Here is a 15940-nt window from a genome sequence, read left to right on the forward strand (position 1 = left end):
TCGTTTTCACAGGCACTGGATCGTTCATCCCTGTACGATGAAGGCAGACTTTGATCGAACCAACTCTGCCTGACGCAGAGCTGGCGCGACCGTATGGCGGCCGCGGTGCCCTCGCAGTGGGCAGCCGGTATCTACCGCAGTTCCGCGCAAGAGGACAGCTCTCGGCGCCCCCCGCACGGGCGCGCTACCAGGTGGCAGAAAGGCACGGGCCGTGGCATCCACGGTCACCTCCCGCCCCGGGTACGGACAGCTGCTGCGCACCCGCGGCGCCTGGACGTTCCTGCTCCCCGGCTTCGCCGCACGCCAGCCGTTCGCGATGCTGACCATCTCCATCGTGCTGCTCGTGCAGCACACCACCGGCTCGTACGGAGCCGCCGGCGCCGTCGCCGCCGTGACCGGTGTCTCCATGGCACTGTTCGCGCCCTTCACGGGGCGCCTCGCCGACCGGCTCGGGCAGCGGGCGGTGCTGCTCCCCGGCGTCCTGGTGCACACCCTGTCGGGCCTCTCCCTGACCGCGCTCGCGCTGGCGGACGCCCCCTTGTGGGCCCTTTTCGCCGCCGCCGTGCCGACCGGCGCCTCGGTTCCCCAGATCGGCCCGATGGTGCGCGCCCGCTGGGGCGTGAAGCTCCAGGGCTCGCCGCTGATGACCACCGCGGCGGCCTTCGAGTCCGTCACCGACGAGCTGACCTTCGTGTTCGGCCCGCTGGTGGCGACCGCACTGTGCACGGCCGTGGACCCGGCCGCCGGCCTGCTGACCGAGGCCGCGCTGACGCTGGTCGGCGGTCTTCTGTTCGCCGCGCAGAAGAGCACGCAGCCCTCTGTCGCTTTTGACGGGCACGCGCGCGTGGAGCACGTTTCGGCACTGCGCGTCCCCGGTGTGCGGGTTCTGATCGTGGCCTTCCTGGGCATCGGTTCCGTCTTCGGCGGCATGCAGGTGTCCCTCGCCGCGTTCAGCGAGTCGATCGGCGAGCCCGGCCTGAACGGTGTCCTGTACGGCGTCTTCGCCGCGGGCAACATGCTCTCCGGCGTCGTCTGCGGCGCCATCGCCTGGAAGGTGGCCCCGCAGCGGCGGCTCGTCCTCGGGTACGCGGCCCTGGCGCTCACCGCCTCCGGGCTGTGGGCCGCCCACTCCGTGATCGTGCTCGCGGGGATCGGCCTCCTGGTCGGCATGTGCATCGCTCCGGCCCTGATCACCGGCTACACCCTGGTCGAGGGTTTGGTGCCGGCCGGCGCCCGCACCGAGGCCTTCACCTGGCTCACCGGCGCGGTCGCGCTCGGTCAGGCGGTGGCCGTCACGGTCTCCGGACAACTTGAGGACCGCTTCTGGGGCGGTGCCGGTTTCCTGGTGCCGATGGCCGGTACGGCACTGGCTCTGGCGACGCTGGTGGCCCTGCGTTCCCGGTTGGCGACGCGGCCCACGAGCCGCACCGTCGCACGTGGCGTGGGTCACCGAGTTCCGGTGACGGTGGACTGATCTCTCGGAATACGTCACTATGGACCGTCGTTAGCACTCATTGAGTGAGAGTGCCAGGAGGAAGAGCCAGTGCCGACCTACCAGTATCAGTGCACCGAATGTGGCGAGGGCCTCGAGGCGGTGCAGAAGTTCACCGACGATGCCCTGACCGAGTGCCCCAACTGCGGTGGCCGCCTGAAGAAGGTGTTCTCGGCCGTCGGCATTGTCTTCAAGGGCTCCGGCTTCTACCGCAATGACAGCCGCGGTTCGTCGTCGAGCACCTCGCCGTCGTCCACGCCTGCTTCGAAGCCGTCGTCGACACCCTCGACCACTTCGTCGTCCTCTTCGGACTCGAAGTCGTCGGGCACCGGCTCGTCCGGCTCGTCCAGCAGCAGCTCCGCCGCGTAAGGCTTGTTCTTACGGGACCCTGTCGTCGTACGACGACAGGGTCTTCGGCGTTTCCCGGCCCGGTTAGGGTGCCGTCCATGGCGAACACGGAGAATGCGCAGAGCCCGGCCGGAGAACAGACGGCGGACAGGGCCGAGATCGGGGTCATCGGCGGCTCGGGGTTCTACTCCTTCCTCGATGACGTGACCGAGATACAGGTCGACACCCCCTACGGGCCGCCCAGCGACTCCCTGTTCCTCGGCGAGATCGCCGGGCGGCGGGTCGCCTTCCTCCCCCGTCACGGCCGCGGCCACCATCTGCCGCCGCACCGCATCAACTACCGGGCCAACCTGTGGGCGCTGCGTTCCGTCGGCGCACGGCAGATCCTCGGGCCCTGCGCGGTGGGCGGTCTGCGGCCGGAGTACGGGCCGGGGACACTGCTGGTGCCGGACCAGCTGGTCGACCGTACGAAGGCGCGGTCGCAGTCGTACTTCGACGGGCTTCCGCTGCCGGACGGCACCGTGCCGAACGTGGTGCATGTGTCGCTGGCCGACCCGTACTGCCCCGTCGGACGCAAGGCCGCCCTCGAAGCGGCGCGCGGGCGGGACTGGGAGCCGGTGGACGGAGGCACCCTCGTGGTGATCGAGGGCCCGCGGTTCTCCACCCGAGCCGAATCGCTCTGGCACCGGGCTCAGGGCTGGTCCGTGGTGGGCATGACCGGCCACCCCGAGGCGGCGCTCGCGCGCGAACTGGAGCTCTGCTACACGTCGTTGACCCTCGTCACCGATCTCGACGCGGGCGCCGAGACCGGCGAGGGCGTCTCGCACGACGATGTGCTGAAGGTGTTCGCGGCGAATGTGGACCGGCTGCGGGGCGTGCTCTTCGACGCGGTCGCGGGGCTGCCGGCGAACGGGACGCGGGACTGTCTGTGCACGACGGCGCTCGGCGGGATGGACCCGGGGTTCGCGCTGCCGTAGCGCGGGGCCCCTGCGGTCGTTCAGCACGTCGCGGGAGGGCGGAACTTCCCGTTCGGGTGAGGGAGTTGTCCACAACCCGTCGGTGGTCCACGGGCTCCGGCGGGCTCGGCCGCGAAGCCTCATCGTGGGATCGCAAGCCGATCTCTCGTCGCAGGTGGTGGTCACGATGGCACAGCCCTCTCCGCTCGCTCCTCTCCCTCCTCCCGTACGCCCGCCGGGCGCGGACGCGCCTCCGACCTGCGAGGTGCCTCACTTCGCTCCCGTGCGTGTGCGCGGCGGGCGGTATCAACTGCGCCGCCTCACCCGGCACAAGCGGCGGGCCGTGGCCGCGGGGCTCGCGGTCACAGCGGCCGCGCTCATCGCGGCCGGTCCTCGGGAGGCCGAGCGGGCGCGGGGGCATCCCGCGAGCGCCGCCACCTCCTCTTCCGCGTCGGCATCGGCTCCCGTACGCGAGCGCCGCGCGGCCGAGATGGTGACTGCGCCGGTGCGGATCGCCGACGCGGCCACGGTGCGGTTGTTGCGGCGCGGGGACCGGGTCGATGTCGTCGCGGCGGACAACGGCGGCGAGGCACGGGTGGTCGCGGCCGGGGTCCGGGTGACCGAGGTACCGGAAGTCGACGCCACCGAGACCGGGGCGCTGGTCGTCCTCTCCGTTCCGCGGGCCACGGCTGCGCGGCTGGCCGGCGCGGGTGCGACCTCACGGCTGGCGGTGACTCTGTGGTGAATAACGTGCCCTACGGCGACGCCCCAAGTGACGAATCGGTGTCAAGTCCCTCGTTCGAGCTAGCGAATTGGACAGGCCCGGCACGCCCTGACGTAGGTTGCGGAGCTGTTTGTTCCACAACTTGTGCAGAGGGGCCCCTCGGTGAGCGAGAAGAAGAAACCCAGTGTCCTGGAAGGCTTCAAGGCCTTCCTGATGCGGGGGAACGTCGTCGACCTGGCAGTCGCGGTGGTCATCGGCGCGGCCTTCACCAACATCGTCAACTCGGTGGTGAAGGGAATCATCAACCCGCTGGTGGGCGCGTTCGGGACCAAGGACCTCAACCAGTACAGCTCTTGCCTGCAGTCGCCGTGCAAGTTCGACGAGGCGACGGGCACGGCCACGAGCGGCATCCCGATCATGTGGGGCACCGTCCTCAGCGCCACGCTCACGTTCTTGATCACCGCGGCCGTCGTCTACTTCCTGATGGTCCTGCCCATGTCCAAGTACCTGGCCCGGCAGGCGGCCCGCCAGAAGGCGAAGGAGGGCACGCAGGAGGTCATGGAGGTGACCGAGCTGGAGGTGCTGAAGGAGATCCGCGACGCCTTGGTGGCGCAGCGCGGTTCGGGGCACCGCGAGAACTAACGGCACGGCTGTGGGCCGGCGCCCGACGGTGGTGGGGCGGGGCTCAGATGTGGTGGGGCGGCTTCTCGTCGAGGAAGCGCTTCAGGTCCGCCGCGCTGTCGCTGTCGCCGCCGGGCCGCTCGCCCCACCCACGGTCCGTATCGTCCGAGGACTGCTGGCTCAGCGGGTCGTCGAAGACCAGCGCGGCAGGCTTGGGACCGCGCGGTTCGGGGGCGGGGGCGGTACTCATGCCTTCAGGGTACGCCGAGGCAGCGGCCCACCCCCAGGCACTGGTCGCCCTGCCCCGTCCGACCAGGTCATCCCTGGGGCACGCCGGGCCCGAGTCCGGTTGTGAACGCATTCACAAGAATTTCCGGGACTTTTCTGCTGTGCTTGGCCGTATGACGTCCCGCTCCAGTTCCAGCTCCAGTTCCGGTTCGAGATCCGGTGCCAGTTCCGCGTCCGCTCCGGCTCCACGGCCTTCCAGCCGTGGGCCGCTGCGCAGAATGACTGCTCGTGGCCGCGACGAGGCACACCGGGTCGCTTCGCCGCTGGAGCTCTTCTTCGACCTGTGTTTCGTCGTGGCCATCGCCCAGGCGGGCGTCCAACTGGTGCACGCCGTGGCCGAGGGACACGCGGGTGAGGGCATCCTCAACTACGCGATGATCTTCTTCGCGATCTGGTGGGCCTGGATGAACTTCACCTGGTTCGCCTCGGCGTACGACAACGACGACGCGCTCTACCGGGTCGTCACCTTGGTGCAGATCGCCGGCGTCCTCGTACTCGCCGCCGGGGTGTCGCGGGCGGCCGACGAGCACGAGTTCCTGCTCGTCTGGCTCGGGTACGCGATCATGCGGTTCGCCATGATCGCGCAGTGGCTGCGGGTGGCGCGGTCCACCGAAGGGGCCGAGAGAACCATGGCACTGCGGTACGCGGGAGGCGTGCTGCTGTGCCAGGTCGGCTGGCTGGGGCTGCTGGTCCTGCCGGAGTCCGCGCGGCCCTGGGTGTTCCTGGTGATGGCCGTCGCCGAGTTGTGCGTCCCCGTGTTCGCGGAGAAGGACGCCAAGTCGTCCTGGCATCCGCACCACATCTCCGAGCGGTACGGCCTGTTCACGATCATCGTCCTGGGCGAGACGATCGCCGCGGCCACGGTCGCCGTGAAGTCGGGCGCGGACGAGAACGAGGCGCTCGGAGAACTGCTGCCGATCGCCGCGGGCGGGCTGCTGATCGTCTTCTCCGCGTGGTGGATCTACTTCGTGGTGCCCATCCACGGGCATCTGCGGACCAACAGACAGGCGTTCCTGTGGGGCTACGGCCACTACCTGGTCTTCGCGTCGGCAGCCGCGATCGGCGCGGGACTGGAGGTGGCGGTCGAGCAGGCGGTCGGCAAGGCGCACATCTCGACGCTCTCCGCGTCCGCCGCTGTGACACTGCCGACGGCGCTGTACCTCCTCACCGTCTGGCTGCTGCATTCACGCCACTTCAAGGTGGGCATCGCCCAGCAGGCCGTCCTGCCGACCACCGCCTTGCTGGTCATCCTCTGCACGTTCCTGGGTGACTGGGCGGTGCTCGCGGCGGGCGTCGTATCGGCACTGTCGGTGGTGGTCGGGGTGACGTTGACGGCGCGGATGGTCACGCGGGAGGAGGCGCGGGCCGCGTAGCGGGAAACACTGTCGCCATGACAGTTGACGCTCTGACGGATGTCGTGGGTCTGCGGGTGGGGCACGCGACATGTACCGGCGACGGTTGGCTCACCGGCACCACGGTCGTGCTCGCCCCTCCGGGCGGTGCCACCGCGGCCGTGGACGTGCGCGGCGGCGGGCCGGGCACCAAGGAGACCGACGCGCTCGACCCGCGCAACCTGGTGCAGAAGGTCGAGGCGGTCGTACTGACCGGGGGCAGCGCGTACGGGCTGGACTCGGCGTCCGGCGTGATGGCCTGGCTGGAGGAGCGCGGGCGCGGGGTGCGGGTGGGTGCCGATCCGGCGCACGTCGTGCCGGTCGTTCCCGCCGCCGCCGTCTTCGACCTGGGCCGCGGCGGCGACTTCCGGGCCAGGCCGGACGCCTCCACGGGGCGCGCGGCGGTCGAGGCGGCCGACGCGAGCGAGCCCGGTACTCCGGTGCGGGAGGGCTGTGTGGGCGCCGGTACCGGGGCGGTGGCCGGCACGGTCAAGGGCGGCATCGGCACCGCGAGCGTCGTGCTCGACTCGGGGATCACGGTGGCCGCGCTGGTGGTGGCCAACTCGGCGGGGTCGGTGATTCAGCCTGAAACGGGGGCGCTGTTCGGGGAGTTGTTGCAGGGGCGTACGCCGTATCCGGCGGTGGAGGTGCACGAGGCGGCGCAGCGGCGGCTGGCCGAGGCCGCGGCGAGGAACGGGGCTCCCCCGCTGAACACCACGCTCGCGGTCGTCGCCACCGACGCCGACATCTCGCGCGCGCAGGCGCAGAAGCTTGCGGGCACGGCGCACGACGGGATCGCGCGCGCGGTGCGTCCGGTGCACCTGATGAACGACGGGGACACGGTGTTCGCGCTGGCCACGGGCGCCCGGCCGCTCGCCGAGCACCCCCTCGCGCTCAACGAGATTCTTGCGGCGGGCGCGGACGTGGTGGCGCGCGCGATCGTACGGGCGGTGCGGGCGGCGGAGTCGGTGGACGGGGCGGGTGGGGTGTGGCCGGCGTACGAGGAGTTGTACGGAGGCCGGTAGGCGGGAGGCTTGCCGGGGGCGTGGGGGCTGGGCCGGCGTGGGCGTTGGAGGTGTTCGGGGGGCCGGGGGGCGGGGGGCGGAGGGGCGGGGGGGGGCGGGGGTTGACGCCGGGTGGGTGGGTCGGGGGCGTGCCGGTACGTCCGCCCGTCGCCGCCGGATCAGACGTTGGGCGAGTGGTGAAACGTCCGGTGACGCGAACGTACGCGACGGGCTTTAGACGTACCGGCACGCCCCCTCCCGCCGGTGGGCCGCTGCGGGGCGTTCGGCGAGGGGGCGGGCGGTAGGGGTTAGGAGCCGGAGGGGGCGGGGTGGGCGTTCCGGGGGCGGGTGTTGGGTGATTGTCCCGGTTCTGTCACGTGATGGTGTTGACCGCCGACGGAGGGAACCCTTCCCGGCGCCGCTCGCTCTTTCTCGACGTACTGGAGCGGATCACGCACATCACAAGAATCTGGAGCAGCCCGTGGCAACGCCGGACATAACTGCGCGGCGCGCACTGGGGGCCTGTGCCGCCCTGATGGTCGGCGCCCTCACCCTCACCGCCTGCGGTGGCAACGCGAACGCGGACAGCAAGAACGGCAAGGACTCCGGGAACGGCGGGAGTTCGGCCAAGACGTCCACGGCGAAACTCGTCATCTCCGCCAAGGACGGTTCGACGGACGCGTCCATCAACGCGACCGGCGTGAAGGTCAGCGGCGGCAAGCTCACCGACGTGAAGATGACGGTGTCGGGGACCGGGGCGGCCGTAGCCGGCGCGATATCCGCGGACGGCGGCTCCTGGAAGCCCGACGAGCAGCTGGAGCGTGGGACGAAGTACCAGATATCGGCCACCGCGAAGGATGCGAGCGGGCGCACCTCCGCCGCCAACTCCATCTTCACGACGGTCACTTCCAGCAACAGCTTCATCGGCACGTACACGCCCGACAACGGCACCACGGTCGGCGTCGGGATGCCGGTCTCCTTCAACTTCGACAAGGTGATCAGCGACAAGAAGGCCGTGCAGTCGCACATCACGGTCTCCTCCAGCAGTGGGCAGCAGGTGGTGGGGCACTGGTTCGGGGCGCAGCGGCTCGACTTCCGGCCCGAGGAGTACTGGAAGGCCGGTTCCAAGGTCACGATGAAGATCGACCTGGATGGGGTCGAGGGCGCGAACGGCGTCTATGGGGTGCAGAAGAAGACCGTCACCTTCACCATCGGGCGTTCCCAGGTGTCCACCGTCGACGTCGACACGCAGACCATGACGGTCGTGCGGGACGGGAAGACCCTCAAGAAGGTCCCGATCTCGGCGGGCAGCCCGGACCACACCACGTACAACGGGCAGATGGTGATCTCCGAGAAGTTCACGCAGACGCGGATGAACAGCCGGACGGTCGGGCTGGGCGGCGAGTACGACATCCCGGACGTGCCGCACGCGATGCGCCTGACCACCTCCGGCACCTTCATCCACGGCAACTACTGGTACAACAAGGGCAATCCGCCCTTCGGCCGGGAGGGCACCAGTCACGGCTGTGTGGGGCTGGCCGATGTACAGGGTGCGCAGGGGGACACGAACGCCAAGTGGTTCTACGACAACTCCCTCATCGGGGACGTCGTGACCGTCGAGAACTCCCCCGACAAGACCGTCTCGCCGGACAACGGGCTCAACGGCTGGAACTTGTCGTGGAGCGCGTGGACCGCGGGAAGTGCCGTCTGACGAGGGCTTTTTGACGCACAGTCGGGCCGCGTGGGAACTTGCCGCGCGGCCCGCCCGTTTTCCAGCCGTACGTTTTCTCGGTTCACGGACATGATGTCCGACCGAGGGGCTACGGTATGCACCCACAAGGTGACATGCAGCAACGCCGGGAGAAACCTTGAGCGTTCCGTACGAGACAGCAGCGTACGAACCACCCGAGTCGCCCGAGTCTCCGGAGGAGCATCTCGCGCGACTCCTCGGTCGTGCCCTGAATTCCTTCGAACTGCCGGACGAGACGATACGGCGGCTCGACTGTGCGCTGGCGCACGACAGTTCGCTGCACTCCGCGCACCACAGCGCAGGGCTGCACCGCGAGACGTACCGCCACACGTGGCTGCTCGCCGACGGCTCCGCGGTCACGCTGTGGGAGCTCGTGCACAACACGGCGCCCGGCAGCGATCCGCAGCACGAGGTGTACGTCGACGACGAGGAGCTGCACGCCGCCACGGCCAGGCTGCCGCTTCCGGCGGACACGCCGGACTTCGAACTGGCCGTACTGGTGCAGCTGTCGCCGATTCCCGAGCCGCGGCACGAGTACGTGCCCGACGACTCGCCGGATCACGCGCGACGGCTGCTGCGGCGGGCGGAGAACACGGACCAGCCGGGGGCCGACATCGCGACACTGCTGCTGCGCGAGGCGTTCGCGCATCAGATCACCCAGGCCTTCGGCCGCCCCTGCCGGACAGGCCGGCCGGGGATGGCCTTCTCGCTCTACGAGCACGCGTTCCTGCTCCGTGACGGACAGGAGATCTCCCTGTGGGAGGTCGAGCACACGGCGACGCCCGACCGGCGGCACATGTGCGAGGTGTACGCCACCGAGGACGCGGCGCGGGATGCGATGGAGCGGCGCGCGGCTCGGCTCGGCTGACACAGCACCGGGGAACAGCCAGGGGGCGGTTACGGGCGGCTGTCGCTGAACTGGCGTACCAGGCCGGCGAAGGCGGCGTGCTCCTCCGGGGTCAGTTCGACGGACTCGGTGTCGGGACCGGACCGTCGTTGGCGGGGCAGGGCCCTCAGCGCGTCGCCATGACGCCGGGGGGCGACTTCGGAGCGGCCCCGGCGCAGAAGGCGTACCAGGCCGACGACCCAGATGACGGTCGCCAGGGCGAGGGCGGCCACGCCGGTCAGCTGGAGGATCGACACGTGATCGGGCATGCGCCCCAGTAGACACCACGGTCCGGGACTTTGGTCCCGGACCGTGACGCATCTCGCAGATGCAGCGAACAGCTCACAGATGCGGTGAACAGCTCACCAATGCCCTAAAGGGGCAGGCGGTTGGCTCTTCAGGCGGCTGCCACCGGCTCCTTGCGTTCGGCCTTCGCCGATATCGGAGCGTCGGCGACCCCTGCACCTGCGCCCTCGGGAGCCTGCTTGCGCATGCCCTTCAGGACGACCACCAGGGCGGTGGTGACACAGACGCCCGCCGCGATGGCGACCAGGTAGAGGAACGGGTTGCCGATCAGCGGGACCACGAAGATGCCGCCGTGCGGAGCGCGCAGGGTGGCGCCGAAGGCCATCGACAGGGCGCCGGTGACAGCGCCGCCCGCCATCGAGGCCGGGATGACCCTCAGCGGATCCGCCGCGGCGAACGGGATCGCACCCTCGGAGATGAAGGAAGCACCCAGGACCCAGGCGGCCTTGCCGTTCTCGCGCTCGGTCTGGGTGAAGAGCTTCGCGCGGACGGTCGTGGCCAGGGCCATGGCGAGCGGCGGGACCATGCCGGCCGCCATCACCGCGGCCATGATCTTCATCGCCGAGTCGCTCGGGCTCGCGACCGCGATACCCGCCGTGGCGAAGGTGTACGCGACCTTGTTGACCGGGCCGCCGAGGTCGAAGCACATCATCAGGCCGAGCAGGGTGCCGAGCAGGATGGCGTTGGTGCCGGTGAGGCCGTTGAGCCAGTCGGTCATGCCCTTCTGCGCGGAGGCGATGGGTTTGCCGATGACCACGAACATCAGGAACCCGACGATCGCCGAGGAGATCAGCGGGATCACCACCACCGGCATGATGCCGCGCAGCGACTTGGGGATGTTGACCTTCTGGATCGCGAGCACCACCGCACCGGCGATGAGACCTGCGGCCAGACCGCCGAGGAAGCCCGCGTTGATGGTGAGGGAGATCGCGCCGCCGACGAATCCGGGGACCAGACCTGGCCGGTCCGCCATGCCGTAGGCGATGTAGCCGGCGAGCACCGGGACGAGGAAGCCGAAGGACACGGCGCCGATCTGGAAGAGCAGTGCGCCCCAGCTGTCCGCCTGGGTCCAGATGAAGTGGTCCATGACCGACGGCGCACTGTTGATCTTGTAGCCGCCGATCGCGAAGCCCAGGGCGATCAGCAGACCGCCCGCGGCGACGAACGGCACCATGTAACTCACGCCGCTCATCAGCCACTTGCGGAGCTTCGTGCCGTAGCCCTCGCCGGACTCACCGGCGCGCTCGACCGGTGTGCCGGGCGCGGAGCCGGCGGTGACCTCGCCGCGCTCCGCCTTGCCGCGGACCTCGGAGATCAGCTCGGTGGGACGGTTGATGCCCGCCTTCACGCCGACGTCGATGGTCGGCTTCCCGGCGAAGCGGTCCTTGTCGCGTACGGGGACGTCGTGCGCGAAGATCACGCCGTCCGCCGCCGCGATGACCGCGGGGTCGAGCCGGGTGAACCCGGCCGAGCCCTGCGTCTCGACGACGAGTTCGACGCCGGCCTCGCGTCCCGCGTTCTCCAGCGACTCGGCCGCCATGTAGGTGTGCGCGATGCCGGTGGGGCACGAGGTGACGGCGACAATACGGAAGGGTTCGCCGCCCGCGGTGGCGCCCGGCGCCGGGGCGGGTCCGTCCTCGACGGTCGCACCCGGTGCCGGGGCCGTGCCGTCCGTGGCGGAGTCGGCGGAGGCCGCCGCGTTCGACTCCGCCGCGGAGTCATCGGAGGCGGCCGGAGCCGCCGGGGGCTCGTCGCCCCGGATCAGCGCGGCCGCGGCCGCCGCGTCGTCCACGGCCCGCAGCGCGGACGTGAACTCGGCGTTCATCAGGTGCCGGGCGAGCGACGACAGGATCGTGAGGTGGGCGTCGTCCGCGCCCGCCGGGGCGGCGATCAGGAAGATCAGGTCGGCGGGCCCGTCCGGCGCGCCGAAGTCGATCCCCGCCGCGCTGCGGCCGAAGGCGAGCGTCGGTTCGGTGACGTGTTCGCTCCGGCAGTGCGGGATGCCGATGCCGCCGTCGAGGCCGGTCGGCATCTGGGCTTCGCGAGCGGCCACGTCGGCGAGGAAGCCGTCGAGGTCGGTCACCCGGCCCTTGGCCACCATGCGCTCGGCGAGGGCTCGGGCCGCCGCTTCCTTCGTTTCGGCGGACAGGTCGAGGTCGACCAGGTCCGCGGTGATCATCTCGCTCATCGCGGGCTCCTTCGCACGCGTATCGCCCGGGGGAAGTCGTGGGCGGGGGCGGGGGTGGGGACAGGGGTGAAGCTGAACGTGGGGACGGGGGTGCGGGGACTGGGACTGGGACTGTGACTGGAACTGCGGCGAGTTGCCGGGGCGGTGGAGGCGGGGCGGGTGAAGCCCCGCCTCCCCTCGGCTTCGGGACCGGGCAAGTCCCGTTGCCGTATGGCTGCGGCGAGGAAGGGGAGACCTCGCCGCCTCAGGGCCTGTTCAGGGGGTCCGGAACCATTGGGCTCGGGACCGACGGGGCCGGGGCCGGTGAGTCCGGGGCCTGTGAGGCCGCGACCGGTGAGGCCGGGGCCAGCGAGACCGCGACCAGTGAGACCAGGACCGGTGAAACCGCGACCGGTAAGTCCGGGGCCAGTGAGACCAGGACCAGTGAGTCCGCGACCGAATCGAGGCCCGGCCGGTCGTCCCGTGGCGCGCGCGGTCATGACACGGGCTCCGTCAGCACGCGGTCCACCGGGATCTCCGCGGTGACCGTCACGGCGGAGGGGTCGAGGTCGGCCGGGCCCGGCATCACGCTGCCGGGGAGTTGGACGGCCGCGGCGCCGTGGGCGACGGCGGAGGCCAGGGCATTCGGACCGTTGCCGCCGGCGATCAGGAAACCGGCGAGCGAGGAGTCACCGGCGCCCACATTGCTGCGTACGGCATCCACCCGCGCGCTCGCGAACCAGGCGCCCGAGCCGTCCACGAGCAACTGGCCGTCGGCGCCCAGGCTCGCGAGCACGGCGCGCGCGCCCAGCTCGCGCAACTCCTCGGCCGCCTTGACCGCGTCGCCCACCGTGGCGAGGGGGCGCCCGACGGCTTCCGCGAGCTCCTCGGCGTTGGGCTTCACCACGTCGGGCCGCTCGCGCAGCGCCGCGAGCAGTGCAGGACCTGAGGTGTCCAGCGCGATCCGGGCGCCCGCCGCGTGCGCACGGGCGACGAGATCGGCGTACCAGGAAGGCCCGAGCCCGCGCGGCAGGCTGCCGCAGCAGGTGATCCAGTCGGTTTCGCCGGAGCGGTACTGGGAGCGGACGGTCTCCAGGAGCAGTTCGGCCTCGGTGGCGGAGAGTTCGGGGCCGGGTGCGTTGATCTTCGTCATGGTGCCGTCGGGTTCGGCGACCGAGATGTTCGAGCGGGTGGCTCCGGCGATCGGGACCGGCGCGACCTCTATGCCCTGCGCGTCGAGCAGGTCGGCGACGACCGCGCCGGGCGCACCACCCAGGGGCAGGACGGCGATCGTGCGCTGTCCTGCGGCCGCGACCGCGCGCGAGACGTTCACGCCCTTGCCGCCCGGGTCCATGCGTTCGCCGGTGGCCCGGATGACCTCGCCGCGGTCGAGCGACGGGACCTCGTACGTACGGTCGAGGGAGGGGTTGGGGGTGACAGTGAGGATCATGCGCACTCGTTTCTCAGGACCAGGTCACAACACCTGGGTGCCACTTGCCGCTCTGGACACACAGGCTCTATACACACAGCACTTCGGTGCCGCCGCGCTCGATGGCGGTGGCGTCTTCCGGGCTCAGCCCGCGGTCGGTGATCAGCAGGTCCACATCGCTCAGGTCGCCGAAGCGGGCGAAGTGCTCCTGGCCGTGCTTGGAGGAGTCGGCGAGGAGCACCACACGGCGCGCGGCGCGCATGGTCGCGCGCTTGACGGCGGCCTCGGCGAGGTCGGGGGTGGTCAGGCCGTACGAGACGGAGAAACCGTTGGCGGCGATGAAGAGGACGTCGGCGCGGATCTCGCTGTAGGCGCGGAGCGCCCAGGCGTCCACGGCGGCGCGCGTACGGTGCCTCACGCGCCCCCCGACGAGATGGAGTTGGATGCCGGGGTGGTCCGCGAGGCGGGCCGCGATCGGCAGGCTGTGGGTGACGACGGTGAGCGTCGCCTCCAGCGGGAGCGCTCCGGCGAGCCGGGCGATCGTCGAGCCGGCGTCCAGGATCACCGTGCCGTCGTGGGGCAGTTCGGCGACGGCGGCCTGGGCGACGCGGTCCTTCTCGTCGGCCGCCGTGTACTCGCGTTCGGCGAGGTCGGGCTCGAAGTCCAGGCGCCCGGCCGGTATCGCGCCACCGTGCACCCGGCGTACGAGACCCGCGCGGTCCAGGGTCTTCAGATCCCGGCGGATGGTCTCCGCGGTGACCTGGAACTCCTCGGCCAGTGACACCACGTCCACCCTGCCGCCGTCACGGGCGAGCCGGAGGATCTCCTGCTGCCGCTCCGGTGCGTACATGTCCGTTCACCTCCGAGTTATGCCCGAACCTGTGGTTTCACTCGGAGGCTACGCCCGGATTTCCAGAAAGTAAACAGGTTCGGGCGTGATCCGGGCATGAACGGACTTTCGACCTCCTGCCCTCCCCCGAAGGCAGCGCAAAGGGGCCCGGCACCTGAGGTGCCGGGCCCCTTCAGCCGTGGCTCACGAAACGAGCTCGGGCTCCTTCACAGCCTCACCGGACGCGACGTTCGCCGCACCCTCCACATGCTGCGCAGGCCGCTTCGGCAGCGCGAACATCAGCAGGAAGATGACCGTCATGACCGCCGCGACCCAGCCCAGCGCGTACTCGAAGGCGTTCACGAAGGCCGGGCTCACCTCGGCCGGGGTCAGCCGGTCCCCCATCGTGCCGAAGAAGACGACGGACACCAGGCCGAGGCCCAGCGCGTTGCCCATCTGCTGCACGGTGTTGATGAGGCCGGACGCCGAACCGGCGTGCTCGCGCGGCACCTCCGACAGCACCGCGTCCGTCAGCGGCGCCACGATGAAGCCCATCCCCACGCCCATGACCACCAGCGGGAGCGCCATCTGCCAGGAGGCGATGGACATGCCGTACCGCTCGGACTCCCAGATGTAGAGCAGTACACCGGCCGCCATGGTCAGCGCGCCCGCCTGGAGCACCTTGCGCCCGAAGCGCGGGACCAGCAGCTGCACCGACATGCCCGCCGCCGCGGACACCGCGATCGAGAACGGAACCCCGGTCAGACCGGCCCGCAGCGGGCTCCATCCCAGACCTGTCTGCATGTACAGCGTCCACACCAGGAAGAAGATGCCGAGCCCGACACCGAAGACGGTCTGTACGGCGATGCCCGCGGCGAAGCTCTTCACCTTGAAGAGGGAGAGTTCGACGAGCGGCGAACCGTCGATCCGCGCCTTCCGCTTCTCGTACGCCACCAGCGCCGCGAAGACGACGAGGGCACCGATCATCGACGCGTAACCCCACAGCGGCCAGCCCAGTTCCTCGCCGCGCGTCAGCGGGTAGAGCAGCATCAGCAGTCCCAGCGTGACGAGGGCGACGCCGACGAGGTCCAGCTTGAGGGCCCGCGGGGCCTTGGACTCGGTGATGAAACGGCGGCCCAGGATCAGGCCCGCGATGCCGACCGGGAGGTTGATGAGGAAGATCGGCCGCCACTCCAGACCGAACAGGTTCCACTCGGTGAGCAGCGCGCCGAGCAGCGGGCCGGACACGGCACCCAGTCCCACGACCGCACCGAACAGACCGAACACCTTGCCCCGCTCGTGCGCCGGGAAGGTCGCGTGCACGATCGACAGCACCTGCGGCACCATCAGCGCGGCCATCCCGCCCTGGAGGATGCGGGAGGCGACGAGCATCTCCGGGTTCGCGGCGAAACCGCACAGGGCCGATGCGATCGTGAATCCGCTTATGCCGACCAGGAAGAGCCGCTTGCGGCCGTGGATGTCGCCGAGCCGCCCTCCGGTGATGAGCCCTGCGGCGAAGGCCAGCGCGTAGCCCGCTGTAATCCACTGGATCTGGCTGAACGAAGCACCCGCGTCCCGCTGGATCGACGGGATCGCGATGTTGACGATCGTGACGTCGACCAGGTCCATGAAGGCCGCGGTCATCACGATCGCGAGTGCGAACCAACGACGCCGGTCGGCCACGGGGGCCGGGCTGTTGAAAGTGGTCTGGGTGGAGGTCATGCATCGAAGTTAGTGCGCCAATAGGTC

The 15940-nt window shown here is 70.4% G+C and carries 15 protein-coding genes; 9 read left to right on the forward strand and 6 right to left on the reverse strand.

All coding sequences use genetic code 11. From position 1 onward, the window contains the following. Positions 1–211: 211 nt before the first annotated feature. The 5 genes from OG219_RS20650 to mscL all read left to right on the forward strand — a co-directional run bounded on the left by OG219_RS20650 (position 212) and on the right by mscL (position 4162). Positions 212–1474, forward strand: coding sequence for an MFS transporter (locus tag OG219_RS20650; protein WP_266828556.1), 1263 nt, complete (start codon positions 212–214; stop codon positions 1472–1474). Between the two features lie 69 nt (positions 1475–1543). Next, complete coding sequence (locus tag OG219_RS20655; protein WP_266828558.1) at positions 1544–1861, forward strand: FmdB family zinc ribbon protein; 318 nt, start codon at positions 1544–1546, stop codon at positions 1859–1861. 77 nt (positions 1862–1938) lie between these two features. Beyond that, the gene (locus OG219_RS20660) at positions 1939–2817 is read left to right on the forward strand and encodes an S-methyl-5'-thioadenosine phosphorylase (RefSeq protein ID WP_266828560.1); all 879 of its coding nucleotides are present in this window, start codon (positions 1939–1941) and stop codon (positions 2815–2817) included. 166 nt (positions 2818–2983) lie between these two features. Next, positions 2984–3541 (forward strand): hypothetical protein, encoded by a 558-nt coding sequence (locus OG219_RS20665; protein ID WP_266828562.1) that lies wholly within the window; start codon positions 2984–2986, stop codon positions 3539–3541. A gap of 141 nt (positions 3542–3682) precedes the next feature. Next, complete coding sequence (gene mscL, locus OG219_RS20670) at positions 3683–4162, forward strand: large conductance mechanosensitive channel protein MscL (protein ID WP_266828564.1); 480 nt, start codon at positions 3683–3685, stop codon at positions 4160–4162. A gap of 43 nt (positions 4163–4205) precedes the next feature. Here the strand turns inward: mscL and OG219_RS20675 are convergent, their stop codons facing one another. Beyond that, positions 4206–4391 (reverse strand): hypothetical protein, encoded by a 186-nt coding sequence (locus OG219_RS20675; protein WP_266828566.1) that lies wholly within the window; start codon positions 4389–4391, stop codon positions 4206–4208. Positions 4392–4647: 256 nt separating this feature from the next. Between OG219_RS20675 and OG219_RS20680 the strand changes: the two genes are divergently transcribed. The 4 genes from OG219_RS20680 to OG219_RS20695 all read left to right on the forward strand — a co-directional run bounded on the left by OG219_RS20680 (position 4648) and on the right by OG219_RS20695 (position 9442). After that, positions 4648–5802, forward strand: a complete 1155-nt coding sequence (locus OG219_RS20680; RefSeq protein ID WP_266828568.1) for a low temperature requirement protein A — start codon at positions 4648–4650, stop codon at positions 5800–5802. A gap of 17 nt (positions 5803–5819) precedes the next feature. Further along, positions 5820–6845: a P1 family peptidase gene (locus OG219_RS20685; protein ID WP_266828570.1), complete on the forward strand. Its 1026-nt coding sequence runs from the start codon at positions 5820–5822 to the stop codon at positions 6843–6845. Between the two features lie 460 nt (positions 6846–7305). Beyond that, the gene (locus tag OG219_RS20690) at positions 7306–8535 is read left to right on the forward strand and encodes an Ig-like domain-containing protein (RefSeq protein ID WP_266828572.1); all 1230 of its coding nucleotides are present in this window, start codon (positions 7306–7308) and stop codon (positions 8533–8535) included. 157 nt (positions 8536–8692) lie between these two features. Beyond that, the gene (locus OG219_RS20695; RefSeq protein WP_266828574.1) at positions 8693–9442 is read left to right on the forward strand and encodes a DUF6227 family protein; all 750 of its coding nucleotides are present in this window, start codon (positions 8693–8695) and stop codon (positions 9440–9442) included. Positions 9443–9471: 29 nt separating this feature from the next. On the opposite strand, the gene OG219_RS20700 is transcribed toward OG219_RS20695, so the two are convergent. The 5 genes from OG219_RS20700 to OG219_RS20720 form a co-directional block, all read right to left on the reverse strand. Beyond that, positions 9472–9729 carry a hypothetical protein gene (locus tag OG219_RS20700; protein ID WP_266828576.1) on the reverse strand — a complete coding sequence of 86 codons (258 nt, stop codon included), beginning with the start codon at positions 9727–9729 and terminating at the stop codon, positions 9472–9474. A gap of 128 nt (positions 9730–9857) precedes the next feature. Beyond that, complete coding sequence (locus OG219_RS20705; protein WP_266828578.1) at positions 9858–11954, reverse strand: fructose-specific PTS transporter subunit EIIC; 2097 nt, start codon at positions 11952–11954, stop codon at positions 9858–9860. Positions 11955–12429: 475 nt separating this feature from the next. Beyond that, a complete protein-coding gene (pfkB, locus tag OG219_RS20710; RefSeq protein WP_266828580.1) occupies positions 12430–13383 on the reverse strand; it encodes a 1-phosphofructokinase in 954 nt (317 codons plus the stop codon). A 67-nt stretch (positions 13384–13450) separates the two neighbouring features. Then, on the reverse strand, positions 13451–14212 hold the full coding sequence (locus OG219_RS20715) for a DeoR/GlpR family DNA-binding transcription regulator (protein ID WP_266828582.1): 762 nt from the start codon (positions 14210–14212) through the stop codon (positions 13451–13453). A 183-nt stretch (positions 14213–14395) separates the two neighbouring features. Further along, the gene (locus tag OG219_RS20720) at positions 14396–15913 is read right to left on the reverse strand and encodes an MFS transporter (protein ID WP_266828583.1); all 1518 of its coding nucleotides are present in this window, start codon (positions 15911–15913) and stop codon (positions 14396–14398) included. Positions 15914–15940 lie beyond the last annotated feature (27 nt).

It is taken from the genome of Streptomyces sp. NBC_00038, from assembly GCF_026343635.1.
GTDB lineage: Bacteria > Actinomycetota > Actinomycetes > Streptomycetales > Streptomycetaceae > Streptomyces.

Coding starts and splice junctions, on each gene's coding strand:
- OG219_RS20660 (WP_266828560.1), top strand. CDS start 1,939: ATGGCGAACACGGAGAATGCGCAGAGCCCGGCCGGAGAACAGACGGCG.
- OG219_RS20665 (WP_266828562.1), top strand. CDS start 2,984: ATGGCACAGCCCTCTCCGCTCGCTCCTCTCCCTCCTCCCGTACGCCCG.
- OG219_RS20675 (WP_266828566.1), bottom strand. CDS start 4,391: ATGAGTACCGCCCCCGCCCCCGAACCGCGCGGTCCCAAGCCTGCCGCG.
- OG219_RS20680 (WP_266828568.1), top strand. CDS start 4,648: ATGACTGCTCGTGGCCGCGACGAGGCACACCGGGTCGCTTCGCCGCTG.
- OG219_RS20685 (WP_266828570.1), top strand. CDS start 5,820: ATGACAGTTGACGCTCTGACGGATGTCGTGGGTCTGCGGGTGGGGCAC.
- OG219_RS20700 (WP_266828576.1), bottom strand. CDS start 9,729: ATGCCCGATCACGTGTCGATCCTCCAGCTGACCGGCGTGGCCGCCCTC.
- OG219_RS20705 (WP_266828578.1), bottom strand. CDS start 11,954: ATGAGCGAGATGATCACCGCGGACCTGGTCGACCTCGACCTGTCCGCC.
- pfkB (WP_266828580.1), bottom strand. CDS start 13,383: ATGATCCTCACTGTCACCCCCAACCCCTCCCTCGACCGTACGTACGAG.
- OG219_RS20715 (WP_266828582.1), bottom strand. CDS start 14,212: ATGTACGCACCGGAGCGGCAGCAGGAGATCCTCCGGCTCGCCCGTGAC.
- OG219_RS20720 (WP_266828583.1), bottom strand. CDS start 15,913: ATGACCTCCACCCAGACCACTTTCAACAGCCCGGCCCCCGTGGCCGAC.